Source organism: Streptomyces sp. NPDC027663 (assembly GCF_055566415.1).
Genome location: NZ_JBVHSK010000003.1, coordinates 359,603 through 384,900, shown reverse-complemented (window position 1 = coordinate 384,900; position 25,298 = coordinate 359,603). Strand labels below are relative to the sequence as shown.

Below are 25,298 nucleotides of genomic sequence, written 5' to 3'. Positions count from 1 at the left end.
GGCGAGGGTGCCGCTCGGCCGGGACAGCCGTACGACCGGGACGGCCCCTGTCACCGGTACCACCCGAACCGCTCCGCGATCACCGGCAGCCGGTCGGTCACCAGAGCGTGCGCGGCCGCGCGCGGGGTCGTGCCGTCGGCCGCCGCGCGGTCGAGCATCAGGCCGACCAGGGCGCGCATCGAACGCCGGATGCGGGCGAACGCCTCGTCGGCGTCGGCACCGATGTCGCCGAACAGGGTCCACCACCACCAGGCGTTCGTCCCGGAGTTGACCACCACGTCCGGCAGTACGGTCACCCCGCGCGCGGCCAGCAGCGCCTCCGCCTCGGGCATGACAGGCATGTTGGCGGCCTCGACGATCCAGCGGGCACCGATCCGCTCCTGGTTCGTGGTGTCGACGGCGTACGACACGGCCGCCGGCACCAGCACCTCCGCGTCCACGGACAGCCAGGCGTCGCCGGGCAGTTCGCGGTCGCTGGGGCGCAGCACCCCGCGGTCGACGGTGCCGTAGCCGTCCCGCGCGGCCAGCAGCGCCTCGACGTCGAGCCCGGCCGGGTTGGCGATGGTGCCCTTGACGTCGGCGACGGCCACCACCGTCAGGCCCGCGCGCGCGAGGAAGCGCGCGGTGGCTCCGCCCATCGTGCCCAGACCCTGCACCGCGATCCGGGTGCCCGGGTGCGGCACCGCCGCCCGGTCCAGGGCCGCGAGCACCGACTCGGCGACCCCGCAGCCGCCGGCCAGTTCGTCCAGGCCGATGCCGTCCACCTCCACCGCGAAGGCGTCCGCGAGCCGCTTGCGGGCCGCTGCCTCGTCGTCGAGCAGCGGATACACCGCCTGGACGGAGGAGACCAGGCCCGCCTCGGCCGCCGCCCGGTCCACCAGGTCCTGGGTGAGGCCCAGGTCCTCGCCGGTGGCCCAGAAGCTCTCGATGTACGGCCGCATCGCCCGCAGATAGCGCACGAGGAGCCCGTACGCCTGCGGGTCCCGCGGGTCGCAGTCGATGCCGCCCTTCGCGCCGCCGAGCGGGACGTACCGGCTCCCGGGGTTGTAGTGCAGGGCCTCTTTCATCGTCATCCCGCGGGCGAGGCCCGCCACCTCCTCCGGCGTGCAGCCGGGCCGCATCCGCAGACCGCCGCTGGCCACGCCCCGCACCAGGCGGTCCACAACCAGGAATCCCCGGCGGCCGGTGACGTGGTCGGTCCACACGAGCGACATCAGGGGGGTGGTCATGGGCTCTCCTCGGGGACGGCGATCAGGGGTGGAGCAGCGCGCTGCTCTCGGGAGAGTGCGACGACGACGCGTGCCGAACCGGCGGCTACTGAACAGTGAGTCAGTATCCGGAGTCGGTCGCGGGCCTGTCAACGCGCCGGTCGGACCCTTCGTGGTGCCGCGCCGTACCCGCCGTGCCGGGACGGTCGGAGGGGCCGACCATAATGGAGGGCCTCACCCACTCCACCCGGGAGGTACCGTGTCCGGACTGCGTTCCCCGAACTCCGGGATCCGTGCGCTGCGGCCCGCGGCCTTCGGCGCGGACCCGGGCGGTGAGCGCCTGGCACGCATCCGCCGTTCGCCGCACTTCAAGGACGGCGTCTTCCAGAACCCCGGCGGTCCCGCCCGCACCCGGCCCTCCGGTTCCACGCTGGATCTCGCGAAGGTGTTCCTGGACAAGGACACCCGGCCGCTGCGCGCCCCCCAGGGCACCGTCCCGGTCCATCCCACGACCTACGCCGACCTGGCCGAGCCGCCCGCCACCGGGCTCCGGCTGACCTGGATGGGCCACTCCAGCGTGCTCGCGGAGATCGACGGCCACCGGGTCCTGTTCGACCCCGTCTGGGGCGAGCGCTGCTCCCCGTTCCCGTTCGCCGGACCCAAGCGGCTGCACCCGGTGCCGCTGCCGCTGGCCGCCCTCGGTCCGGTCGACATCGTCGTCATCTCGCACGACCACTACGACCACCTGGACCTGCCCACGATCAAGGCCCTGGCCGGCACGGACACCCTGTTCGCCGTGCCGCTCGGCGTCGGCGCCCACCTCGAGCACTGGGGCGTCTCCCCGGACCGGCTGCGCGAACTGGACTGGCACGAGTCCACCCGCGTCGGCGGGCTCACCCTCACCGCCACCCCGGCCCGCCACTTCTGCGGCCGCGGCCTGCGCAACACCCAGCACACCCTGTGGGCGTCCTGGGTCGTCGCCGGTGAGGAACACCGGCTCTACCACAGCGGTGACACCGGCTACTTCGACGGCTTCGAGGACATCGGCGCCGCGTACGGCCCGTTCGACGCCACGATGATCCAGATCGGGGCGTACAGCGAGTTCTGGCCCGACATCCACATGACCCCGGAGGAGGGCCTGCGCGCCCACCTCGACCTGCAGGGCGGAGCGCCGCACGGCGTGCTGCTGCCGATCCACTGGGGCACCTTCAACCTCGCCCCGCACCCCTGGGCCGAGCCGGGGGAGTGGACCAAGGAGGCCGCCGAGGAGGCCGGCCAGGCGGTGGCCCTGCCCCGTCCCGGCGAGCCCTTCGAACCGGCCGGCAAGCTGCCCGCGGAGGCGTGGTGGCGGAGCGCCTCCGGGGCCACCCGGCGGACCTGGCGCTCGGTCGGCGCGTTCATCGCCGAGCCGCCCAAGCGCGGCTGACGCTCGGCCGGGTCGTATCTGGGCGGGGAAAGCACAGGTCCGGCCAGGGGTCAGGCCAAGGGCATTACTCTGCGTGCTCGCGGCGAGGATGACCCGGGCGTCCGGGGCGGGCGGTCCGACGCGAGGCCGCGAGCAGACAACTGCCGGAAAACGGGCGGATGACGAAAGGCGCGAGCGCGCCTGACCGTCATCCGCCGCTTTCTTTTTCAGACCGCTTCTGACCAGGTCCTAACGGTGTTTTTTCGGATCGGTCGGGGACGCCCGGCCGGGTCATCGGTCTTTCGTACGAAGCCTCATACCAGAGCGGGACGCTGCGCGGGGGAGTTTGGCAACTGCCCACCGCACATGATGCGCAGGCAACTACTGTGAGTGTCCGTCGGACGGCGCACGGCCGGGTCACCGGTCCCGTCGAACGACGCCGCGATGACGCATGCCCGGCACCGGCGCCAAGCCCGCTGCGCGCACCGCACGGAAACGAGCCCGACGGACAGTACGAGGACGCAGATGTCTCACCTCCGAGCACCGGCCGCCCGGGCCGACCGCCGCGAGGGCGGCCGGCACGGGCGACCGGTCGCCCGACCCGCTCCCGCACTGCCCGAGAGGCACATACGGCCACAGCTCATGCGGCTCGCCGTGCTGCCGCCGCTCGCGGTCGCGCTCAGCGCCACCGCCGCAGTCCTGTTCAGCATCCGCTCCACCGGCGTACGCCCCGGCCCCACCCTGTGGGCCGTGCTCGCGGGAGCGGTCAGCGTGACCGTCGCCGGCATACTGATCGCCGGTGTGGCCGCCGACCGCGCCGCCCGCTCGGTCGCCGACCGCATCGACGCGCTGCGCCGCACAGCCGCCCACGGCGAGGCCGACCTGCACGCGCTCGTCGACGCACTCCGGCAGGGCGAGACGCCGCCGCAGCGCAGCCAGCGCCGTCGGCCGCCCGTGGACGCCGACGACTTCGAACTGCTCGCCGCCGATCTGGCCCGCGCGCACGACGGCGCCGTCACCGCCGTCGTGCGTGCCGCCCAGCTCTCCAGCCAGACGGGCAGCGAACAGAAGCTGGAGGTCTTCGTCAACCTGGCGCGCCGGCTCCAGTCCCTCGTGCACCGCGAGATCTCGATCCTCGACGACCTGGAGAACGAGATCGAGGACCCCGACCTGCTCAAGGGCCTGTTCCACGTGGACCACCTGGCCACCCGCATCCGACGGCACGCCGAGAACCTCGCCGTGCTCGGCGGCGCGGTCTCCCGGCGGCAGTGGAGCAACCCGGTCAGCATGACCGAGGTGCTGCGCTCCGCCATCGCCGAGGTCGAGCAGTACTCCCGGGTGAAGCTGGTCCCGCCGATCGACGGCGAACTGCGTGGCCACGCCGTCGCCGACGTCATCCACCTGCTCGCCGAACTCATCGAGAACGCCTCGGTGTTCTCCGCCCCGCACACCCAGGTGCTGCTCCGCGCCAACCTCGTCACCTCCGGACTCGCCGTGGAGGTGGAGGACCGCGGGCTCGGCATGCCCGTCGCCGAGCAGAACCGGATGAACGCCCTGCTCGCCGACCCCGACCAGGTCAACGTCGCCAGCCTGCTGGCCGACGGCCGCATCGGCCTCTACGTCGTCTCCCAACTCGCCCGCCGGCACGGCATCCACGTACGCCTGCAGACCAACATCTACGGCGGTGTGCAGGCCGTCCTCGTCGTCCCCCAGGCGCTGCTGGGGAACGCGCCGGGCGCAGCGGGCGCGGGTGCAGGGGCCGGCGTGGCGCAGCTCCAGGGTCCGGCGGGGACCGGACAGCAGCAGCCGGCCGGTGCGGCCGCGCCACCGCCGCCCGCACAGGCAGCGGTCGCACGGAGGGGGAGCGGGGTTCCTGCCCAGGGCGGGTCGCCGGGCGCGGGCGGGGGCGTCAGCGGGCCCGGAGGCGGCTCTGCGGTCAGTGCAGGAGCCGGAGAAGGAGCCGGAGCGGGTGCAGGTGCTGCCGGTGCCGGCGGTGCAGGTGCAGGGGGCGCGGCGGGCCCCGGGCAGGCTCCGGCCACCGGGCGGCGGCGGCACGCGCAGCGCGGGCCGGGGCGGCGTGGCGCGGACGGCGGAGCCGGACGACCCGGCACCGACAGCGAAGCAGGACGAGCCGGCGACGACAGGGCAGCCGCACGACCCGGCGCCGACAGTGGAGCCGGACGACCCGGCGTCGACAGTGCAGCCGGACGACCCGGTGTCGGCAACGGAGCCGGTCCGCGCGGGACCGAGAGCGCTGCGCCAGGGCGGCTCGGAGCCGCCCCCGCCCCGCTTCCGGTGCGCGGCGCGCACGAGACCCGGCTCACCCCCGCCGACGCCGTGCCCGGCATCAGCGCCGAGGACCGGCCGGTGGTGGAGGCACACGCGGGCATCGCGCCCACCCCCCGCGACGGCACCGTCCGCGGCACCATGGACAAGCCCCAACTCCCGCGCCGCCGCGCCCAGCAGCACATCGTGCCCCAGCTGCGCGGCGGCCCCGCGCCCCGCCAGGACGCCGACACGGTCGCCGGCCACGACCCCGGCCTCATGGCCGCCTTCCAGCGCGGGATCGGACTCGCCGAGGCCCAGCATCACCTCGAGCCGGAGTACCCGGAGTACGCAGGCCACCTCCAGTCCGCCGCGCCGGAATCCACCGAACCGGCACGCACACGCCCCGAACACGAGGTCTCGGAACACATGGCGCCGGCCCCCATACCCCAGGCGCACGCCCCTGTGCCCGCAACCGACGGCACCCGCGGCACCGGCCGGACCGAGGGGAGCACACCGGCCGGATGACCGTTCCCGCACCCGCACGTCGTACCCCCACCCCCAGCGCTCCCGACGAGCTTCGTACCCCAAGGAGTCGATCCATCATGGCCAGCGATGCGCCGACCGCCCACGCAACCGACCTCGACTGGCTGCTGAGCGGCCTCGTGCAGCGCGTACCGCACACCTCCAGCGCGGTGCTCCTGTCCTGCGACGGACTGGTGAAGTCCGTGCACGGCCTGGACCTCGACAGCGCCGACCACATGGCGGCCCTGGCCTCCGGTCTGTACTCCCTCGGCCGCAGCGCGGGCGTCCGGTTCGGGGACGGCGGCGACGTCCGCCAGGTCGTCGTCGAACTCGACAAGACGCTGCTGTTCGTCACCACCGCAGGCTCCGGCACCTGCCTCGCCGTGCTCGCCGGCCGGGAGGCCGACGCGGCGGTGCTCGGCTACGAGATGGCGATGCTGGTCAAGAGTGTCCGCCCCTACCTGGTGACCGCACCCCGGCAGCACGCCGTCGATGCCACGGCGACGAGGCCTTGAGCGTGGCCGCAGCCGGCGACGGGCCCTGGCTGGACGATGCTGCCGGGCGGCTGGTGCGCCCCTTCACGATCAGCAACGGCCGCACCGAGCCCAGCATCGCCCTCGACCTGATGTCGCAGGTGATGGCCACCGGCGTCACCCCGCTGGGCTACCTCGGACCCGAGCACGCGCAGGCACTCGACCTGTGCCGCGCACCCGTCTCGGTCGCCGAGGCCGCCGCCCAGCTGAAACTGCCCGCCGTGGTCACCAAGGTGCTGCTCTCGGACCTCGTCGACTGCGGTGCGCTGACCACCAAGCCGCCCGCCTACCACCACACACCCACTGACCGGTCTCTGCTGGAGGCAGTGCTCGATGGACTACGACGACAGCTCTGACCCGTTCCCCACCGCGCTCAAGATCCTTGTGGCGGGCGGGTTCGGAGTCGGCAAAACGACCTTCGTGGGTGCGGTCAGCGAGATCGCACCGCTCAGCACGGAGGAGCTGCTCACCACGGTCAGCGTCGGCACGGACAGTCTCGACGGCATCGAGAACAAGATGGAGACCACGGTCGCCATGGACTTCGGCCGGATCACCCTCGATCCGGAACATGTGCTGTACCTGTTCGGCACGCCAGGACAGGAGCGGTTCTGGTTCATGTGGGACGAGCTGTCCGAGGGCGCGCTCGGCGCGGTGATCCTCGCCGACACCCGGCGCCTGCAGGACTGCTTCGCCGCCGTGGACTTCTTCGAGGAGCGCGGGCTCGCCTTCATCATCGCCATCAACGAATTCGACGGCTCCCTCCGCTACGACCCCGACGAGGTGCGGACCGCCATCGACCTCGACCCGGAGGTCCCGGTGGTGCGCTGCGACGCCCGCATCTCCAGCTCCGGCGTCCAGACCCTGCTCACTCTCGTACGCCATCTCCTCGCCCACGCTCCCGCGCCCACCCCCAGCCATGGCGCCCACATGTGATCCCGCCCTACCGCCCACGGAGCCGCTATATGAGAGACGTCTACAGCGCCGGAGCCCGGCCATGAGCTACGAGCCGCCCCGGCCGGTCCGGGGTCTGCTGCTCACCCCCGAGGACAAGGAGGCCCCCGCCCGCATGCACCGGCTGCGCCGCCTCGGCCTGACGGACCGGCCCGACCCGGTGCTCGACGCGTTCGCGGGCCATCTGGCCCAGCTCACCGGCGCGCTCTACGCCATGGTCAACTTCATCGGCGAGGACCATCAGTTCTTCGCCGGCCTGAGCGCCCCCGCCACCGCCCCGGTCGTGCGGGAGGACGGCAGCAGAGCCGAGATCGGCCGGATGCTGCCGCGCGACCATGGTTTCTGCCCCCATGTGGTGGTGCGCCACAAGGCACTGGTCCTGGAGGACGTCCGCGACTATCCCCGGTTCGCGGGCAACCCGGTCGTCGACGACTACGGCATCCGCTCCTATCTGGGCGCTCCGCTCATCGACAGCTCCGGCATGGCGCTCGGCACCGTGTGCGCCGCCGACACCGAGCCGCGGGTGTGGGGCAGGACGGGCCTGGACACCATCAAGGCGCTCGCCGCCGACCTCGTCGTACGCCTCGAACGGAGCGCAGAGGACGGCCTGCCCCTCTGACGCGGGCCTGCCCCTCTGAACGGCGGACTGCGTCGCTGAACGTGGGACCGCACCGCTGAACGGCGGACTGCGCCGCTGAACGGGGGACATGGAGAGACACCGGGAGGGGCCGTGCGAAGGCCGTGCGAAGGGCAGTTCGCGGGGAAGTGCGAGGGGCATGAAGGAAAGCTGAGGCGGCGGTTAAGAAAAGCTCGATGGACCCCCGCCCGCGCGTACGGCAGATTGCAAGGTGATTCCACCCCTCTGACCCGGTGCGGGCTTCTTCGGCATGCCCACGGCCCGGGCCTCACCCACAGGAGCCGTTGCGTTGAAGGCGCTGGTCAAGCAGAAGGCGGAGCCGGGGCTCTGGCTGACGGACGTCCCGGAGCCCGCCATCGGCCCCGGTGACGTACTGATCAAGGTCATGCGGACCGGTATCTGCGGTACCGACCTGCACATCCGGTCCTGGGACGGCTGGGCCCAGCAGGCCATTCGCACGCCGCTGGTGGTGGGACACGAGTTCGTCGGCCAGGTCGTCGAGACCGGGCGCGACGTGACCGACATCCGCATCGGCGACCGGGTCAGCGGTGAGGGCCACCTGGTGTGCGGCAAGTGCCGCAACTGCCTGGCCGGCCGCCGCCACCTCTGCCGCGCCACCGTGGGCCTCGGTGTCGGCCGCGACGGCGCGTTCGCCGAGTACGTCGCCCTGCCCGCGCCCAACGTCTGGGTGCACCGCGTCCCCGTCGACCTCGACATCGCCGCGATCTTCGACCCCTTCGGCAACGCCGTGCACACCGCCCTGTCCTTCCCGCTGGTCGGCGAGGACGTGCTGATCACCGGCGCCGGCCCGATCGGCCTGATGGCCGCCGCCGTGGCCCGCCACGCCGGCGCCCGCAACGTCGTCATCACCGACGTCAGCGAGGAGCGCCTGGAGATCGCCCGCAAGATAGGGGTGAGCCTCGCCCTGAACGTCGCCGAGTCCACCATCGCCGACGGACAGCGGGCGCTGAGCCTGCGCGAGGGCTTCGACATCGGCCTGGAGATGTCCGGCCGGCCCGAGGCCATGCGCGACATGATCGCCAACATGACGCACGGCGGCCGGATCGCCATGCTGGGCCTGCCCGCGCAGGAGTTCCCGGTCGACTGGGCCCGGATCGTCACCTCGATGATCACCATCAAGGGCATCTACGGCCGTGAGATGTTCGAGACCTGGTACGCCATGTCGGTGCTGCTGGAGGGCGGCCTCGACCTCGCCCCGGTGATCACCGGCCGGTACGACTACCGCGACTTCGAGGCCGCGTTCGCCGACGCCGCGAGCGGCAAGGGCGGCAAGGTCATCCTCGACTGGACCGCGTGAGCCGTGGCACCGCCTCAGCCGTAGCCCGCGAACTCCCTCACCCGTCAGCACTTTCAGGAGCACCCATGTTCGAATCCGTCCGCGACGACCTGCGCGCCACCCTCGACGAGATCCGCGCCGCCGGCCTGCACAAGCCCGAGCGGGTCATCGACACCCCGCAGTCCGCGACCGTGAACGTCAGCGCCGGCGGCCGCCCCGGCGAGGTCCTCAACTTCTGCGCCAACAACTACCTCGGCCTCGCCGACCACCCCGAGGTCATCGCCGCCGCGCACCAGGCCCTGGACCGCTGGGGCTACGGCATGGCCTCCGTCCGCTTCATCTGCGGCACCCAGGAGGTGCACAAGGAGCTGGAGGCCCGGCTGTCGGCGTTCCTCGGCCAGGAGGACACGATCCTGTACTCCTCCTGCTTCGACGCCAACGGCGGTGTCTTCGAGACCCTGCTCGGCGAGGAGGACGCGGTGATCTCCGACGCCCTCAACCACGCCTCCATCATCGACGGCATCCGCCTGTCCAAGGCCCGCCGCTTCCGCTACGCCAACCGCGACCTCGCGGACCTGGAGGCCAAGCTCAAGGAGGCGTCCGACGCCCGCCGCCGCCTGATCGTCACCGACGGCGTCTTCTCCATGGACGGCTACGTGGCCCCCCTCGCCGAGATCTGCGACCTCGCCGACCGGTACGACGCGATGGTCATGGTCGACGACTCGCACGCCGTCGGCTTCGTCGGCCCGACCGGCCGCGGTACCCCCGAGCTGCACGGCGTCATGGACCGCGTCGACATCATCACCGGCACCCTCGGCAAGGCCCTCGGCGGCGCCTCCGGCGGCTATGTCGCCGCCCGCGCCGAGATCGTCGCCCTGCTGCGCCAGCGCTCCCGCCCCTACCTGTTCTCGAACACCCTCGCACCGGTGATCGCCGCCGCCTCCCTGAAGGTCCTCGACCTGCTGGAGTCCGCCGACGACCTGCGCGTCCGGCTCGCCGACAACACCAAGCTGTTCCGCAGCCGGATGACCGAGGCGGGCTTCGACATCCTCCCCGGCGACCACGCCATCGCGCCCGTCATGATCGGCGACGCGGCGAAGGCGGCCCGCATGGCCGAGCTGCTCCTGGAGCGCGGGGTCTACGTGATCGGCTTCTCCTACCCGGTCGTCCCGCAGGGCCAGGCCCGGATCCGCGTCCAGTTGTCCGCCGCGCACTCCACGGCGGACGTCAACCGCGCGGTCGACGCGTTCATCGCGGCGCGCGCCCAGCTGGAGGCCTGACCAGGGCGGCCGCCCTGGGATACTGGAAGGCATGATCGAAGCACGGCGGCTCCACATCCTCCGTGCGGTGGCCGACCACCGCACGGTCACGGCGGCAGCCGCCGCGCTCTATCTCACCCCCTCCGCCGTGTCCCAGCAGCTCACGGCCCTGGAGCAGGAGACCGGGCACCGCCTGGTCGAGCGCGGCGCCAAGGGCGTGCGGCTCACCCCGGCCGGCGAGATCCTGCTCAACCACACCCATGCGGTCCTCGCCCAGCTGGAGCGTGCCGAGGCCGAGCTGGCCGCGTACGGCTCGGGCGAGGCGGGCACGGTCACCGTGGCGGCCTTCGCGACCGGCATCGCCCAGGTCGTGGCCCCGGCGGTGGCCCGCCTCGTCGCCGCCGCGCCCGGCATACGGATCCGGGTCCAGGACGCCGAGGGCGACGCCAGCCTGCCCATGGTCCTGGACCGGCAGGTCGACGTCGCGGTGGCCGTCGAGTACCGGGGCGCACCGCCCGCCGACGACCCCCGCCTGACCCACGTGCCGCTCTACGCCGAGCCGTTCGACGCGGTCGTCCCCGTGGGACACCGTCTGGCGGACGCACCCGAGGTACCCCTCGCCGAACTGGCCAAGGATCCGTGGATCGGCCCGTACCCCGGCAATCCCTGCCACGACGTGGTGGTCCTCGCCTGCGAGAGCGCCGGGTTCGAGCCGCGCCTGGAACACTCCTCCGACGACTTCCGGGCCGTCGTGGCCCTCGCCTCGGCCGACGTCGGCGTGGCCCTCGTGCCGCGCTCGGCGCTGCGCGGCATGGACCTCAGCGGCGTGGTCGTGCGCCCCGTCGACGGCGTCGCCCCGACCCGCAGGGTCTTCGCGGCCGTACGCCGGGGGGCCGAGGAACACCCGCTGATCCGCCCGGTGCTCCAGGCACTGGGCGAGGCGGCGCAGGCCTGAGGCTTCCGTAACCGCACCGTGTCTGCGCCGCGCACCGCCGTACATGCCGCCGCGCACCGCCGTACATGCCGCCGCGGCCGCCGGCCGCACCCTGCTCCAACTCGACACCGAGACAGGCAGCCCGGCCGAGCACCCGTACCGCTCGGCCGGCATCATCCCCATGCGGCCGGCCCGGCGGGCGAACCGTGTCCCACACCCCTCTGCCACCAGCGGCTGTGGGCTCCGGCGGGGGTGACTGTCAGTGGCAGGGGCTACGGTGCGTTGCATGCCGGATGCCGAAGACGTACGCCGAATCGCCCTGTCCCTGCCGGACACCACGGAGAAGATCGCCTGGAGCATGCCCACGTTCCGGGTGGCCGCCAAGATGTTCGCGACCCTGCCCGAGGACGAGACCTCCATCGCCGTGCGGTGTCCCAAGGAGGAGCGCGACGAACTGGTCCTGGCGGAACCGGAGAAGTTCTGGATCGCCGAACACGAGGCCCAGTTCGCCTGGGTGAGAGTGAGACTCACCGCCCTGGAGGACGAGGGCGAGCTGCGGGACATCCTCGCCGACTCCTGGCGCCAGGCCGCCCCGCCCCGACTCCTGGACGCCCACCCCGAGTTGGGGCTGCCGACCGAGGCATGAAAATCCCGGTGGGCGCGGGCCGGGGCGTGGCATGATCCCGCGCGTGGGAGGTGCGGGAGGCGTGGTACCGGCGGGGTGGGAACAGTACGCGGCACCGATGAAGCGGGCTTGTCGGCCCAGGGGTTCGATGGTCTGACGCCTGACGCCTGACGCCTGACGCCTGACGGCCGAGGCAGCGGCCGGGCCGCGCCGCCGGGCAGGGAGGGGAGCACTCGGGATGACCGGAACGGATTCACGGCGCGGCATCGCAGCCCGCGGTGTGCGCAGGGACGCCGGCGGGGTCCCTGCCGTCTGGTCGCGGGACTTCGCGCTGTTCTTCGTGGCCCGGGCCGTCGCCCGTCTCGGCGACACCATGCTGCCCGTGGCCCTCGCGGCCGGCCTGCTGGAGCACGGGTACGGCGCGGGCGCGGTCGGCCTCGCCATGGCCTCCACGGCGGCCGCGTTCGCCGGCCTGGTCGTCTTCGGCGGGGTCATCGCCGACCGGTTCAGCACACGCAGGCTGATGATCGGTGCCGACCTCGTCCGGCTCGGCACCCAGGCGCTCGCCGCGGGCCTGTTCTTCACCGGTCACGTGGTGCTGTGGCAGATCTGCGCCATAGGTGTCGCCAACGGCGCGGCCGGTGCCGTGTTCCAGCCGGGCGTCGCGAGCACGGTGCCCCGCCTCGCCGTCGACGTCCAGGGCGCGAACGGCGCGATCCGCATCGCCGAGTCCGCCGCACAGCTGGCCGGACCGGCCGTCGCCGGAGTCCTGGTCGGCCTGGCCGCACCGGGCGGTGTCTTCGCCGCGCACGCCGCCACGTACGCGGTCAGCGCCCTGTGCCTGCTGCTGCTCCGCCTGCCCCCGCTCCCTGCGGCCGTCCGCGCCGCCACCGGCTCCGGACTGCGCGCCTTCCGCGCCGATCTCGTCGACGGCTGGCGGGAGTTCCGCTCCCGCACGTGGCTGTGGGGGGTGATCGCGGTCTGGTGTCTCTACATGATCGCCGTATGGGGGCCGACCGTGCCGCTGGTGGCGACCGAGGTGGTCCGGCAGCACGGCCCGGGCGTCTACGGTCTGGTCAACTCTGCGCTCGGCGCGGGCACGGTCGTCGGTGGTCTGCTCGCCCTCCGGCTCCGGCCCCGCCACATGCTCCGCGCGGGCGGCATCTCCCTCTTCGCCTTCTTCGGCTTCCCTGCGGCCGTCGGCGCCGGCCTCGGCGTACCGGCCATGGCGGCCGGGGCCGCTCTCGCCGGCGCAGGCCTGTCGTTCTGGAGCGTGATGTGGGCGACCAGCGTCCAGACCCAGGTTCCGGCCGACGTCCTCAATCGCATCCACGCCTACGACGTCGCCGGCTCGCTCGCCATGATGCCGGTCGGCCAGGCCCTCGCGGGCCCGGCGGCCGGGGCACTGGGCGCCGACCGGGTGCTGCTGATCGCCGGCGCGACGAGCCTGGTCGTGGCGGCCGCCCTGCTCGCGGTCCCGGCGATACGCAACCTGGTCCGCGCCGACACGAACCCGCCGGCCCACTGAGCCCGGGGCCTACGGTCCGCAGCCATCCGTCCACCGAGCCCGGGGTTTCGTCCGACGGCCGCCATGCGCCCCCGAGCCCACGGGGTTCTTCCGGTCACCGCACGTGCCCCCTGAGCCCAGGCGCCGCCGGGCCGCCGTCACCAGCCCCCGTGGTCCCGGTTTCCCTCCGCCACCGCACCCACCCCCTGCCCCCCGGTGTCACCCGACGGCCGTCACCCGCCCGGCTGCCACGAAGCGGCCGATCCGTTCCCGCAGGGACGCCGGGTCCAGGCCGTGCGCGGCCACGTGCTCCTCGATCGTGCCGTAGCGGCGCAGCTCGCGGCGGCCCACGCCAAGACCGAGCACCCGGTGCGGGACGTCGGACAGTGCCTCGCTCACCGCGGCCGTCGACGTCCCGGCGAGGTACGGCTCGACCAGCACGACGTCCGTGCCCGCCGCCTCCGTCGCGCGGCGCAGGCCGGCCGCGTCGAAGGGCCGTACGGTCGTCGCGTACAGCACGGTCACGTCCAGGCCCTCCGTGGCGTCGACGACCGCGTCCAGCATCGGTCCGACGGCGACGACCACACCGGAGCGGCCCTGACGGACCGGGAGGAAATGCTGCCCGTCGATCACCCGCCCCGCCCTGTTGGACTGCACGGACAGCCGCACGTACACCCTGTCGTCGCCCGCGGCGACCGCGTGGTGCAGCAGTGTCTCGGCCTCGTCCGGATGCCCCGGCACATGCACGGTCCAGCCGTCCAGCGTGTCCAGGAGGGCCACGTCGCCCGGGGCCATGTGAGTGAAGCCGCCGGCCGGCCAGTCGAAGGAGGCGGCGGCGCTGACCAGCACCGCCCCGGTGTCCTGGTGCCCCAGATCCAGCTTGACCTGCTCGAACGGCCGCTCCACGAGGAAGCTGGCGAAGGTGTGCACGACGGGCCGCAGTCCGGTGAGCGCCAGCCCCGCCGCCGCCCCGACCATCAGCTGTTCCCGGATGCCGACGTTGATCACCCGGTCGGGATGTCGGCGCATCGCCTCCTGGAAGCCGGCGGCACCGATCTCGGCGAGGACGACGGCGACCCGCGGGTCCTCATCCAGCATCCGGGAGACGACGGGGGCGAAGCGGTCACGCATGGTGTCCATCGGAGGACCCTTTCCTTGAGGCAAGAGGGCTGAGGGGGCAGATACGGCTGAGGAGGCAGATACGGCTGAGGCGACGGGGCGAGGGGGTGCACGCGGCGCAGCGACCTGGTGCCGCGGCGCAGCGACGGGGTCAGGCGTTCTTCGGCTCGACGCGGGCCACGACCACGTGCGGCCGGCCCGGATGCGGCGCGGTGAACGCGGCGTACAACTCATCGTGGTTGCGCCCGTCGACGGTCATCACGGACCAGCCCGCGGCCTCGAACCGGCCGGCGATCCCGCCGGGCAGCGCATGGCTCGCGGACGAGTTGTCGATCACCACGGTGTGCAGGCGGTCCAGCCCGGCAGGCCCGGCGAACGCGATCGCCTCGTGGTTGCTGCCCTCGTCCAGCTCGGCGTCCCCGATCAGCACCCAGACCGCCGGATCGTCCAGCCCCTGCGCCCGCAGGCCCAGCGCGGTGCCCACGGCGATCGGCAGCCCGTGCCCGAGCGACCCGCTGCCGATCTCGGCGCCCGGCACCAGCACCCGGTCCGGGTGATGGCCGAGCGGGGAGTCGTACGACCCGAAGCCCGGCAGCCACTCCACCGGGACGAATCCCTTGGCTGCCAGCACCGCGTAGTAGGCCATGGGGCCGTGCCCCTTGCTCAGCAGGAAGCGGTCCCGCGCCGGGTCGTCACGCTGGTGCGGGGCGACCCGGAGCACACGGTCGTAGAGCACCCACAGCACGTCGAGGGTGGAGGTGGCCGCCGGGCCGTGCTTCTCGTCACCGGTCATCGTGCCCATCAGCCGGGACAGGTCGTCGTAGCCGTACACACGGCCTTCGTCCGCTGTGATCGTCATGCAGACGATCGTGCAACCTCGACCAAGCTTGAGGTCAACGGGAGAAAGTGGCGCGCGACCACCGATCCGAGTGCGGTATTGTTTCTCTGCGCGTTCGGCCGGGGAAAGCCCAGGTCAAACGGCACCGGGACGTGGCGCAGCTTGGTAGCGCACTTGACTGGGGGTCAAGGGGTCGCAGGTTCAAATCCTGTCGTCCCGACCAGCTTCTGGCCGGTCGGAGGCCGTCTTCTCAACTCAGAGGAGACGGCCTTTGTCGTGTCTGCTCCTCCTGCTCGCTCTCCTGGCCGGGCAGCTCCGGGCGCTGGTCGCCCGTCGAGATCCTGGTGACCATCCGGGCCAGCTCGTTGCAGGCTCGCGCGATCTCCCGCTCGGTCTGGTTGCGCTCACCGATGACCGCCGCGAGCAGCAGCGCGGTCAGCGCGGCGGAGCCGTTGAACGCCTGCAGGGTGATCATGTTGGTGACGAGGTCGTGCCCCGCGAACGGGCCCGTCCTGCGGGCAGCGGCGACGATCGCGAAGGTCGACACGGCCAGCGCGCAGGGTGCGGCCCCGGCCAGCTGGAAGCGGAAAGCAGCCCAGATCAGCAGCGGATAGCCGAGGAACAGCAGCGGCGTACTGCTGGTGTCGACCAGACCGACGCAGGCGGTGGCCGCCACGAGCAGCAGCCCCTCCACCCACCGGGACGGCCGCACGTGCCTCGCCCGGTGCACCGAGCGCAGGACGAGCAGGACCGGTGTGACCACCAGCACGCCCATCGCGTCACCGGTCCACCACACCGACCAGGTCGGCCAGAAGCCGTGACTGCTCAGCGCTCCGGCGAGGAGCAGGGTCGTGCTGCCCGCCGTCGCGCTGACCAGCATCCCGGTGAACGCACCGAGAAAGATCAGGGCCAGCGCGTCTCGCAGTCGGTCCAGTTCGGTACGGAAGCCCGCACGGCGCAGCAGCAGATAGGAACACAGGGGCGCCAGGGTGTTTCCCGCCGTGATCGCGAGCACGGCCGCGGGTGACGGCCCGAGCGAGATGTTGGCCAGGAAGGCACCGAGGGCGATACCCGGCCAGATCCGCAACCGGCAGAGCAGCAGGCTCGCCACCGCGATACCGCTCGGCGGCCACAGCGGAGTGACCTGGCTGCGCACAAGCTGTTGCAGCAGTCCCGCCTCGGCCGAACCGAAGTACAGGGCCGCGACACCACAGATCTGCAAGGCGGCCAAGCCACTGCGCCGCAGTCGCGCGTGCCGGGCGTCAGCCATCGGGCGACCTCCGTCTCGCATCGCCCCGAGGCCCATCATCCGCCGGAACCGGCGGATCCTCCACGCCACCCCTGGGCCGCGGGGCCGGGAGCCCGCTTCGCGGCGCGGCCGGTCCGGCACCGGCCACGGGTGCCGGAGCCAGGAGGTCAGGCGGGCGGGGTGCGCAGGGCGAGGATGGCCATGTCGTCGTGCCCGTCGCTGGGATGCCGGTCGGCCAGCAGCCGGACGAACTCCGGCAGGGGCAGCGAGGCGTGCGCCGCGGCGAGCTCGGCGAGCTGGTTCAGGCTCTGGTCGATGGAGTGGCCGGGATGCTCGACGAGTCCGTCCGTGAAGAAGACGACGGTGGCGTCCGGAGGCAGGAAGCGGGAGTGGTCGGGGCGGGGCTGCTCGGTGTCCACGCCGAGCGGCAGCCCGGGCTCGGCGAGCAGATATGTGGCGCGGCGGTCACGTGTGATCACCAGGGGCGGCACGTGGCCCGCCGTGCTCCAGCACAGTCGCCAGCCCGGCCCGTCAGGTTCGATGTGGGCCAGTGTGGTGGTCGTGACGGGATGGTCGGTGACGGCCTCCAGGGCCCGGTCGAGCCGCGTGAGGACCGCGCCGGGCGGACTGCTCCGGTCGAGCAGCAGGGCGCGCAGCATGTTGCGGGTGGCCGCCATCGCGGCCGCGGCCCGCAGATCATGACCGACCACGTCACCGATGACGACGGCGACCACGTGGTCGGGCAGGGGGACGGCGTCGTACCAGTCCCCGCCGAGCCTGCTGGGCTCGGCGGCCGGCCGGTAGATGGCGGCGGCGGTGAAGGGCCGCAGGTCGGGCAGGGTGGGCAGCAGAAGCCGCTGGAACTGTTCGGCTCCGACACGCACCCGCTCGAACAGGCGGACGTTCTCGATCGCGATACCGGCGGCCCCGGCCAGGGCGATGACGATGTTCTCGTCATGCACGTCGAAGGGCCGGCCGTCGATGCGCTCGGAGAGGTAGAGATCGCCGTAGATCTCGCCGCGCACGCTGATGGCGACGCCGAGCAGGGTGCGCAGGCGCGGGTGGCCCGGCGGGAACCCGGCGGAGGACGGATGGGCCGGGATGTCGTCGACCCGGAGCGGTTCGGGGTAGCGGATCAGGTGGCCGAGGACACCCAGACCACGCGGCAGACCCACCAAGGCCAGGTCATGGCGTTCCTGCTCGGACAGACCGGCCGAGATGAACTGCTCCAGGCGCTCGCCCGACTCGTCCAGCACCCCCAGCGCCCCATAGCGGGAACCGACCAGATCCATGGCGGTGGTCACGATGCGGCGGAGCACCGCGGGCAGTTCCACCTCCCGGCTGATGGCGACCACCGCGTCCAGAAGGCCCTGCAGCCGGTCCATGGACGACAGCAGGGCACGCAGCTGCTCGTCGATGCGTCCCAGCTCGGAACGCAGCCGCAGGTGCAGGTCGGGGAGGGGCTGCCGCGGTTGCATCCACGGCTTCTCACCGGCCATCAGTGCTTCCCCGCGATCACGGACGCCGCACGGCCCGGGGACCGGGCCGGGGCCGCCCGCGGATCACGGCGGATCCGCCCGGCAAGCCCTTCGAACCAGCCGTACATCCCGGCCTCCCGACACAACTCCCGTCCACTGTGTCGTCTTCGATTGTGGCATTGCCGTCCGCCGTGTCCCAGAGATCAGAACGCCAGGCCCACGTGCGCGAGCGCCTGCTTCAGCAGGACGCCGTGGCCGCCCGGCATCTCGTTCTGCACCGCCGGGGAGGCGGCCTCCTGGGGGCTGAACCAGACCAGGTCCAGCGCGTCCTGGCGGGGCCGGCAGTCGCCGGTGACGGGCACGATGTACGCCAGGGACACCGCGTGCTGGCGCGGGTCGTGGTACGGCGTGATGCCGGCCGTCGGGAAGTACTCGGCGACCGTGAAGGGCTGCAGGGAGGCGGGGACGCGCGGCAGGGCGACCGGGCCGAGGTCCTTCTCCAGGTGGCGCAGCAGCGCGTCACGGACCCGCTCGTGGTGCAGGACCCGGCCGGAGACCAGGGTCCGGCTGACCGTTCCGTCCGGGCCGATGCGCAGCAGCACTCCGATGCTGGTGACTTCGCCGCTGTCGTCCACGCGCACGGGCACGGCCTCGACGTACAGGATCGGCATCCGGGCCCTGGCCATTTCCAGTTCGTCCGTGGTCAGCCAGCCGGGCGTGGTCTCGGTCATGTCAGACATTGCTTGATCATACTTTCCGGGCGGGGCGCACGCAGGGATCGCGGGCCGGTTCGGACACGGGCGGTCCGTACAGCCGGCGGGCGTTGTCGCGGCCCGTCCATGCCGCGATCCGCAGGGCGTCGGCCAGACTCAACTCGTCGGCGTCCACACGGTGCTGCAGCAGATCGGCCAGGCCCCGCCGGAAGCACAGGGCACCCAGGTGGTGGTACTCGGCCACACCGTAGGCGTCGGAGCTGTACAGCAGTTTGCGGAACGGGGTGATCTCCAGTGCCTCCTCGAGCACGGCACGGCAGCGGGCCGGTCCGGTGTGGTGCAGGGCGAGGCCGACGTCGAGGTACACCTGCTCGAACACCGCCGACAGATAGGCGGCCTGGCGGTGGTACGGCCAGCAGTGCAGCAGCAGGACCGGAATGGTCCCGGCGGTCCGGTGCAGCCAGTCGGTGAGCAGTACGGGGTCGGCGCGGTGCAGCCGTACGTCCGCGTCGCCGAAACCGGTGTGCAACTGCAGCGGCAGTTCCAGGCCGACGGCGGTCCACAGCAGATGCCGGACCAGGACCGGGTCGGTGAGCCGGCCGCCCCGCGCCAGCCAGCACCGGGCCGCTTCCGTCACCTCGGCCTCCGTGGGGCGGTCCGGGGCCAGGGCGAAGCCGGTGCGGTACGCGGCGACCGACTTCACCGCCACCACGCCCGGCCGGCGTACGGCCTCCTCGGCGGCGGCGCGGAACACGGCCGCGTACTCGCCCGCCTCCACACCCCGCGCGGCCACCGACTCGGCGATCTGCTCCAGCCGTACGACCTCGCAGGCGGTGGCGCCGGCCGCCGCCGCCAGTTCCGCCGGGGAGGTGACCGGGTGCGGGGCGTAGCCGGTGTCCAGGCAGAAGACGCCGGTTCCGGCGGCGGTCAGGAAGCGCCGGTTGACCTCCTGCCAGCCGAGTTCCGCCCGGCGGGCCAGATAGTCGGCGGGCGGTGCGTGCCGGGGGAGGTCCAGCACTGGAGCGCAGTGGCGGCGGACGGCCACGCCCGCGGGGGTGTCGAAGGCCGAGATGCCGGGCCAGGCCTCGCCCTCGGTGATCAGGGACTCGAACTCACCGGCGCTCAGGTCGGCGGTCACCGCGCCGTGGCAGTGGTGGTCCACCAGCGGCAGCGCGGCAAGGGTCTCGTGGAGCGGTCCCGGCATGGCCATCGTCAGTACGTCCAGCGGTAGGCCGCCGCCACCCGGGCGTCGTCGAGACCACGGGTGGCCGCCGCCTCGCCGAGCCGTACCGCGGTCACCGCGTCCGCCAGGACGGGGCCCAGCGCGGCCCGCAGTACCGGGTCCGCGCGGAACGCCTCCACGGCCTCCGGCAGTGACTGCGGCAGCCGCCGCAGGCCGAGGGCCGCTGCCTCGTCGGGGCCGTAGCGGGCCGGATCGCCGGTGATCTCGTCGGGCAGGGTGCGGTCCGCCGTGATGCCGTCGAGTCCGGCGGCGATCACGCAGCCGAGGGCCAGGTACGGATTGGCGGCCAGGTCGACCGGTTTGACCTCCAGGTTGGCGTCCTGGTCGTGCCGGCCTGCCGTGCCGGTGATCAGCCGCAGCGCCGCCTCGCGCGTCTCGCGGCCCCAGGCGGCGAACACGCCCGCCCACTGGGACGGCTTGAGGCGCAGATAGCTGGCCGGGCTCGGGGCGGTGACCGCGGTCAGTGCGCGGAGGCGGTCGAGGATCCCCGCCGCGAAGGCCTCCGCCCCGGCCGTCATGCCGTACCGGCGGTCGCCGCCGGCGTGCAGGTTCGTGCCGTCGCGCCAGCAGGACAGATGCAGATGGCCGCCGTTGCCGACGCCCTCGGGAAGGTAGGCGGGTGCGAAGGACACCCGCAGCTGGTGCCGCTGCGCCACCGCCCGGATCGTCTGCCGCACCAGTACGCTGCGGTCGGCTGCCGCCACCGGGTCCAGGGCACCCACCGAGATCTCGAACTGGCCGGCCGCGTACTCGGGGTGCAGCTGGTCGACGTCCACGTCCTGGGTGTCGAGTGCGGCCAGCAGGTCGGCGGTGTAGTCGCTCAGCTCGACCTGCCGGATCGCGCCGTACGCCGGACCGGACACCGCCGGCACGAACTCCCCGGCGGGCGCCGAGCCGAGCCCGACCGCCCACTCGATCTCGACCGCCGCCTTGAAGGCGATGCCGTGCCGCCCGGCCGCGTCGGCGACGGTCCGGCGCAGAAAGGTCCGGGCACAGCCGGGGTGCCGGGCGCCCTCCTGGGTGATCCGGTCCACCGGCGCCCATGCCCAGCCGGGCTGGCCGGCCAGCACGACCAGCTGGTCCAGGTCCGGGTAGAGCCGCAGGTCGCCGTCGGGGGAGCCGAGGACGTCGGTGGTGACGACCGAGTCGCCGGCGAGGAAGGTGTCGAACACCGGGGACATGCCGACGCCCCAGGCGACGGCCGCCTCCAGCCGGGCCGTCGGGATGGTCTTCACCCGGGCGACGCCCGCCGTGTCGACGTACGCCAGCACGATGCCGCGCACGCCCCGGGCGGCCAGGCCGGCGGTGAGAGCGGCGACCCGGCGCAGATCGCCGGGGCGCCCGCCGGGCTGGGGGTCGGCAAGAGTGGTCATGCGTCCTCCTCGGCGGAATACGCCCGGTGCTGGGGTTCAGGGTTTCACGGCCACCGCGCCGAACGGCGCACCGGAGCGGCCGGCGCCGGCTCGGCGCGCCACTTCTTCATCCGGCGCCGTGACCGGCGGCAGGCGGACGGCGTATGTGAAGCGGACCGACGAGGCGTTCCCGGCGCGGGTGCGCAAGCACCACGCCGAGCACCGCGTCGTCGAGGACGTCACCACCGTCGACGACGACGTGATCCAGGTGGCGCTCTTGGGCTTCGGCCGCGCCGGGCACATCACCGCCCCCGGCCCCGCAGGCCTTCGCCGGCACCCACCGGTCGTCGTCTGCGGCGAGCACCGGGCCGGCGTCATGAGCCGTACCGCCGGCAAGACCGCCGCCCCGCGCGGCCTCCGGCGCACGCTCGGCATCACGCGTGCCCCGACCATGGTGTTCGGCGATGGAAGCGTTTTCAGCCGGATGTGCGGCCATACGGGCCTGCGGCGTCTCACCGACCGGAACGACGCCCGGGAATCGCTGCGGTTCTGTCCCGGTATGCGGGGCTGAAAAGGAGCGGCTGATTCCTGCCCGCATGTGAAGGAAGTTCGCGGGAACGGCACGGATTTCTGTGCGAATTCCGTGGCAACTTGTGGGCGCCCGGTGGCCGGTGGGGCCATCGGGGTCCGTCTTCCTGTGGGGGAAGTCATGCACACGCGTGCCTTCGGCATGCCGTTCCGGCGTGCCCGCAAGAGATCAGCCACGGTGGCCGGCCTCGCCATCGTCACATCAGCCGCACTGGCCCTGTCCACGCTCCCGGCGGCGACCGCCGCGGCCGCGGACACGAAGCCGACGTCGGTGTGGGGCCCCGGGAGCCCGGACTTCACGATGCCGGCGGTGAAGGTCGGCCCCAACCGTCCGGTGAAGTCCGAGCCGTCGACGAACCCGACGCACGAGAGATACCTGCCGTGGCTGCGTGAGCAGCGCGAACACGCCGAGCACCCGGCTGCCAAGACCGGTTCCGCGGCACCGTCCGCCGCGGCCGCCACCGGTGACGCGTCGGTGCTGACCCTGGTGCCCGAGGGCCAGGGCAGCGTGCCCTGGCACCGCTACACGAGCTTCGCCATCACGGACGCCCTGACGGCGAGGATCGACTACTCGACCGGCAACCTGATGCTGACGGCGACGGACTTCGACATCGCCGGAGTGGGGCAGCGCCTTCGGCTCGCGCGTACGTACAACTCGCTGGACGCCCCCTGGGGCCGGGTCTCACAGCGCTGGTGGCAGCAGTACGAGCGCTACCTGTCCGTCTCCGGCACCGAAGTGATCTTCTACGACGCCTCGGGCGCGACGGTGAGATTCGAGAAGAACAGCGACGGCACCTTCACCACCCCGAAGGGCCGTTCCGAGGACCTGAAGAAGAACGCGGACGGCACGTACACCCTGACGAAGTGGAAGTCGGGTGCGAAGGAGACCTACAGCCAGTACGGATCGCTGACGAAGGTCACCGATCGCAACCACGGCACGATCAGCGTCACCCAGCACGACGAGAACGGCGAGAACAAGGGCTTCAAGCTCACCGAGAACCGCTCCGGGCGCTGGATCGACCTCTACAAGACGTACCCGTCGCAGTGGCAGGCCAAGGACAACACCGGCCGCACCGCCGTGTACAACCTCGACCCCGGCGGCAACCTGACCACCACCACCGACACCGAGGGCAAGACGGTCACCTTCCGCTACGACTCCTCCGGCCGCGTCGACAAGATCACCACATCCGAGGGCCGGGTGACGGTCTTCACCTACGACGACGTCAACCGCGTCACGAGCATGCTGCGCGGGACCGGCTTCGGCAGCGACGGGCACACCGGCCCCATCTGGACGTACAGCTACACCGCCACTTCCCCGACCGCGGCGGGCAGTACGACGGCCAAGGACCCGGAGCTGCACGCCACCACCTACAAGCACGACGGCGACGGTCAGGTCACCGACGTCACCGACGCCCAGGGCCGCTCACGGTCGACGAAGTTCGACGCCAACCACAACATCGACACCGCCACCGACGCGATGGGTTCGGGGACCACACCGGGCAACGTCACCGACTACGGCTTCGACTCCCGCAACAACCTGGCGACCGTCACCGTGCCGACCGGCGGCAAGACCGTCAACAGCTGGCAGACCATCGCGGGCGGCGACGTCCCGAAGGACTCCACCGACGCCGACGGAGCGAAGACCGCCTTCACCTACGACACGGCCGGCAACACCACGTCGGTGGCGCAGACCGGCACCGGCGGCGGGAGCGTCTCCTACACCTACAACTCCGCCACCGTGACCTGCGGCGGCTTCGAGGGCCAACGCTGCACCGAGAAGACGAAGATGACGTCGGCGAAGACGGTGACCACCGAATTCCACTACGACGCCAACGGCGACCTGGAGTGGGCCGAGCCGCCCGCACCGCTGGACAGGACGACGTACACCCACGACGACCTGGGCCGCACCAAGTCGGTCACGGACGCACGCGGGGTGACCGTCTCCTACACCTACGACAACCTCGACCGCATCCGCACGGTCACCTCGCCGAACACGGTGAAGGTGGAGTACTGGTACGACGGTGACGGGAACCTCGTCCAGCGCTCCGACGGCACCGGCACGACCAAGTACGAGTTCGACCCGCTGCAGCGGGAGACGGTCCGCACCCTGCAGGACGGCTCGCAGACCCTGCTCGCCTACACCCCGGCAGGCAACGTCGACTACTACCAGGACCCGGCCGGCAAGGTCGACTACCAGTGGAACGAGGTCAACAAGCTCACGGAGCTGAAGGACCCGCAGGGCCGCGTGACGACGTACGCGTACAACAGGAACGACGTGCGCACCACGACCACCTACCCGGGCGGCACGGTGCAGAAGGTCGACGTGGACGACTCCAGCCGTCCCACGTCGATCAGGGCCACCTCCCCCCAGGGCACCCTGGTCGACCTCGGCTACACCTACAACTACGGCACCGACGGCAAGAGCGACGGCACCAAGATCCGCACCAGCACCGACAACGTCCGCAAGACCAAGCGCACCTACTCCTACGACGGGGCGGGCCGTTTCTCCTACGCCAAGGAGGAGAAGGGCGGCACGATCGCCGACTCCTGGCAGTACTGCTACGACCTGGCCGGCAACCTCACCTCCCAGGGCACCGACCCCGGCTGCCCGCGCGGCACCACCTACACCTACAACGACGCCCAGCAGCTGACGGGCAAGTCCAGCACCAGCGGCGCCTGGTCGTACGACGCGATCGGCAACGAGACCGCCGGCGCCTCCACCGACGACCACACCCGCACCGGCGAGAGCTACACCGACCACTCCCAGCTGACCTCGATCACCGTGGCCGGCAAGACCTACCCGGGCCAGTACGGCTCCACCGACCAGAGCGAACGCGTCCGCCTGGGCGACACCTACTTCCACAACGGCCCCCTCGGCCTGTCCGCCAGGACGACCGCCGGCGTGGACATGGGCTTCAACCGCGAACCCGGGGGCACGTTGAACTCCATGACGACCGGGGGCAAGACGTACTTCTACCTCACCGACGCCATCGGCAGTGTCGTCGCGCTCGCCGACGAGGACGGCAACAAGGCCGACACCTACGCCTACAGCCCCCGCGGTGTACGCATCCTGGCCCAGTCGTCCGAACCGGTCGCCCAGCCCTACCGGTTCGCCGGCAACTACCAGGACCCCACCGGCCTGTACCACCTCAAGGCCCGCTACTACGACGCCAACGTCGGCCGCTTCACCCAGCCCGACCCCTCAGGCCAGGAGCAGAACCCCTACCTCTACGCCGAGGGCGACCCCGTCAACCGCATCGACCCGAGCGGGCTGCTCTCGCTCGACGCGGGCGGTGAGGCCTGCTTCTGGGTGTGCCTCGGCGCCGGTGTGAGCGTCAACGAGGACGGCGGTGTCCACCCGTACCTCGCGGCGGGAGCCGGAACCCCGGGAGCGAGCGGTGACCTGAGTCTGGCGTCGGGCTCGGCGGGCCGGGGATGGACCGGGGAAGTGGCATGCGGCTTCGGTCCCGCGGAACTGTCCGTGGCCACCGACGGGTCGGAAGGCGTCGGTACGGGCGGAAGCACCGGCAAGTGTTCGGGAACGGTCAAGTACACCTTCTAAGGAAGCAGGA

21 protein-coding genes and 1 tRNA gene are annotated in these 25,298 nt (G+C 72.3%); 14 read left to right on the top strand and 8 right to left on the bottom strand.

Features of this window, described 5'->3' with window-relative positions:
- Positions 1–50: 50 nt before the first annotated feature.
- Positions 51–1,229: a glutamate dehydrogenase gene (locus ACZ4SF_RS11050; protein WP_468381328.1), complete on the bottom strand. Its 1,179-nt coding sequence runs from the start codon at positions 1,227–1,229 to the stop codon at positions 51–53.
- 238 nt (positions 1,230–1,467) lie between these two features.
- Here ACZ4SF_RS11050 and ACZ4SF_RS11045 point away from each other — a divergent pair, with 238 nt between their 5' ends.
- The 11 genes from ACZ4SF_RS11045 (at position 1,468) to ACZ4SF_RS10995 (ending at position 13,167) form a co-directional block, all read left to right on the top strand.
- The gene (locus ACZ4SF_RS11045; protein ID WP_468381325.1) at positions 1,468–2,634 is read left to right on the top strand and encodes an MBL fold metallo-hydrolase; all 1,167 of its coding nucleotides are present in this window, start codon (positions 1,468–1,470) and stop codon (positions 2,632–2,634) included.
- 504 nt (positions 2,635–3,138) lie between these two features.
- Positions 3,139–5,406: a sensor histidine kinase gene (locus ACZ4SF_RS11040; RefSeq protein WP_468381321.1), complete on the top strand. Its 2,268-nt coding sequence runs from the start codon at positions 3,139–3,141 to the stop codon at positions 5,404–5,406.
- A 77-nt stretch (positions 5,407–5,483) separates the two neighbouring features.
- Entirely contained in the window at positions 5,484–5,918 is a 435-nt protein-coding gene (locus ACZ4SF_RS11035; protein WP_468381318.1) for a roadblock/LC7 domain-containing protein, read from the top strand.
- 2 nt (positions 5,919–5,920) lie between these two features.
- Positions 5,921–6,292 (top strand): DUF742 domain-containing protein, encoded by a 372-nt coding sequence (locus tag ACZ4SF_RS11030; protein WP_468381315.1) that lies wholly within the window; start codon positions 5,921–5,923, stop codon positions 6,290–6,292.
- Positions 6,270–6,869, top strand: coding sequence for a GTP-binding protein (locus ACZ4SF_RS11025; protein ID WP_468381312.1), 600 nt, complete (start codon positions 6,270–6,272; stop codon positions 6,867–6,869). Before ACZ4SF_RS11030 ends, ACZ4SF_RS11025 begins: the two co-directional genes overlap by 23 nt.
- A gap of 61 nt (positions 6,870–6,930) precedes the next feature.
- On the top strand, positions 6,931–7,506 hold the full coding sequence (locus ACZ4SF_RS11020) for a GAF domain-containing protein (RefSeq protein WP_468381309.1): 576 nt from the start codon (positions 6,931–6,933) through the stop codon (positions 7,504–7,506).
- Positions 7,507–7,813: 307 nt separating this feature from the next.
- Positions 7,814–8,842, top strand: coding sequence for an L-threonine 3-dehydrogenase (tdh, locus tag ACZ4SF_RS11015; RefSeq protein ID WP_468381306.1), 1,029 nt, complete (start codon positions 7,814–7,816; stop codon positions 8,840–8,842).
- A gap of 65 nt (positions 8,843–8,907) precedes the next feature.
- Positions 8,908–10,101: a glycine C-acetyltransferase gene (locus ACZ4SF_RS11010; RefSeq protein WP_468381304.1), complete on the top strand. Its 1,194-nt coding sequence runs from the start codon at positions 8,908–8,910 to the stop codon at positions 10,099–10,101.
- Between the two features lie 31 nt (positions 10,102–10,132).
- Positions 10,133–11,035, top strand: coding sequence for a LysR family transcriptional regulator (locus ACZ4SF_RS11005; RefSeq protein WP_201841770.1), 903 nt, complete (start codon positions 10,133–10,135; stop codon positions 11,033–11,035).
- Between the two features lie 265 nt (positions 11,036–11,300).
- The gene (locus ACZ4SF_RS11000) at positions 11,301–11,660 is read left to right on the top strand and encodes an MmcQ/YjbR family DNA-binding protein (protein WP_468381301.1); all 360 of its coding nucleotides are present in this window, start codon (positions 11,301–11,303) and stop codon (positions 11,658–11,660) included.
- Between the two features lie 217 nt (positions 11,661–11,877).
- The gene (locus tag ACZ4SF_RS10995) at positions 11,878–13,167 is read left to right on the top strand and encodes an MFS transporter (protein ID WP_468381299.1); all 1,290 of its coding nucleotides are present in this window, start codon (positions 11,878–11,880) and stop codon (positions 13,165–13,167) included.
- Positions 13,168–13,365: 198 nt separating this feature from the next.
- Here ACZ4SF_RS10995 and ACZ4SF_RS10990 read toward each other — a convergent pair whose 3' ends face one another.
- Positions 13,366–14,286 carry a transketolase family protein gene (locus ACZ4SF_RS10990; RefSeq protein WP_468381296.1) on the bottom strand — a complete coding sequence of 307 codons (921 nt, stop codon included), beginning with the start codon at positions 14,284–14,286 and terminating at the stop codon, positions 13,366–13,368.
- 130 nt (positions 14,287–14,416) lie between these two features.
- The gene (locus tag ACZ4SF_RS10985) at positions 14,417–15,124 is read right to left on the bottom strand and encodes a transketolase (RefSeq protein ID WP_468381293.1); all 708 of its coding nucleotides are present in this window, start codon (positions 15,122–15,124) and stop codon (positions 14,417–14,419) included.
- A gap of 125 nt (positions 15,125–15,249) precedes the next feature.
- Here ACZ4SF_RS10985 and ACZ4SF_RS10980 point away from each other — a divergent pair.
- Positions 15,250–15,326: transfer RNA gene (locus ACZ4SF_RS10980), tRNA-Pro, on the top strand.
- Positions 15,327–15,353: 27 nt separating this feature from the next.
- Here ACZ4SF_RS10980 and ACZ4SF_RS10975 read toward each other — a convergent pair.
- The 5 genes from ACZ4SF_RS10975 to ACZ4SF_RS10955 all read right to left on the bottom strand — a co-directional run bounded on the left by ACZ4SF_RS10975 (position 15,354) and on the right by ACZ4SF_RS10955 (position 21,159).
- On the bottom strand, positions 15,354–16,373 hold the full coding sequence (locus tag ACZ4SF_RS10975) for an MASE1 domain-containing protein (RefSeq protein ID WP_468381290.1): 1,020 nt from the start codon (positions 16,371–16,373) through the stop codon (positions 15,354–15,356).
- A 146-nt stretch (positions 16,374–16,519) separates the two neighbouring features.
- Entirely contained in the window at positions 16,520–17,830 is a 1,311-nt protein-coding gene (locus ACZ4SF_RS10970; RefSeq protein WP_468381287.1) for a PP2C family protein-serine/threonine phosphatase, read from the bottom strand.
- Between the two features lie 203 nt (positions 17,831–18,033).
- Positions 18,034–18,570, bottom strand: a complete 537-nt coding sequence (locus ACZ4SF_RS10965) for an NUDIX hydrolase family protein (protein ID WP_189889529.1) — start codon at positions 18,568–18,570, stop codon at positions 18,034–18,036.
- A gap of 7 nt (positions 18,571–18,577) precedes the next feature.
- A complete protein-coding gene (locus ACZ4SF_RS10960; protein WP_468381284.1) occupies positions 18,578–19,753 on the bottom strand; it encodes an amidohydrolase family protein in 1,176 nt (391 codons plus the stop codon).
- 2 nt (positions 19,754–19,755) lie between these two features.
- A complete protein-coding gene (locus ACZ4SF_RS10955) occupies positions 19,756–21,159 on the bottom strand; it encodes a type I glutamate--ammonia ligase (RefSeq protein WP_468381281.1) in 1,404 nt (467 codons plus the stop codon).
- Positions 21,160–21,304: 145 nt separating this feature from the next.
- Here ACZ4SF_RS10955 and ACZ4SF_RS10950 point away from each other — a divergent pair, with 145 nt between their 5' ends.
- On the top strand, positions 21,305–21,709 hold the full coding sequence (locus tag ACZ4SF_RS10950) for a hypothetical protein (protein WP_468381279.1): 405 nt from the start codon (positions 21,305–21,307) through the stop codon (positions 21,707–21,709).
- Positions 21,710–21,868: 159 nt separating this feature from the next.
- On the top strand, positions 21,869–25,288 hold the full coding sequence (locus ACZ4SF_RS10945) for an RHS repeat-associated core domain-containing protein (protein ID WP_468382474.1): 3,420 nt from the start codon (positions 21,869–21,871) through the stop codon (positions 25,286–25,288).
- Positions 25,289–25,298: the final 10 nt, after the last annotated feature.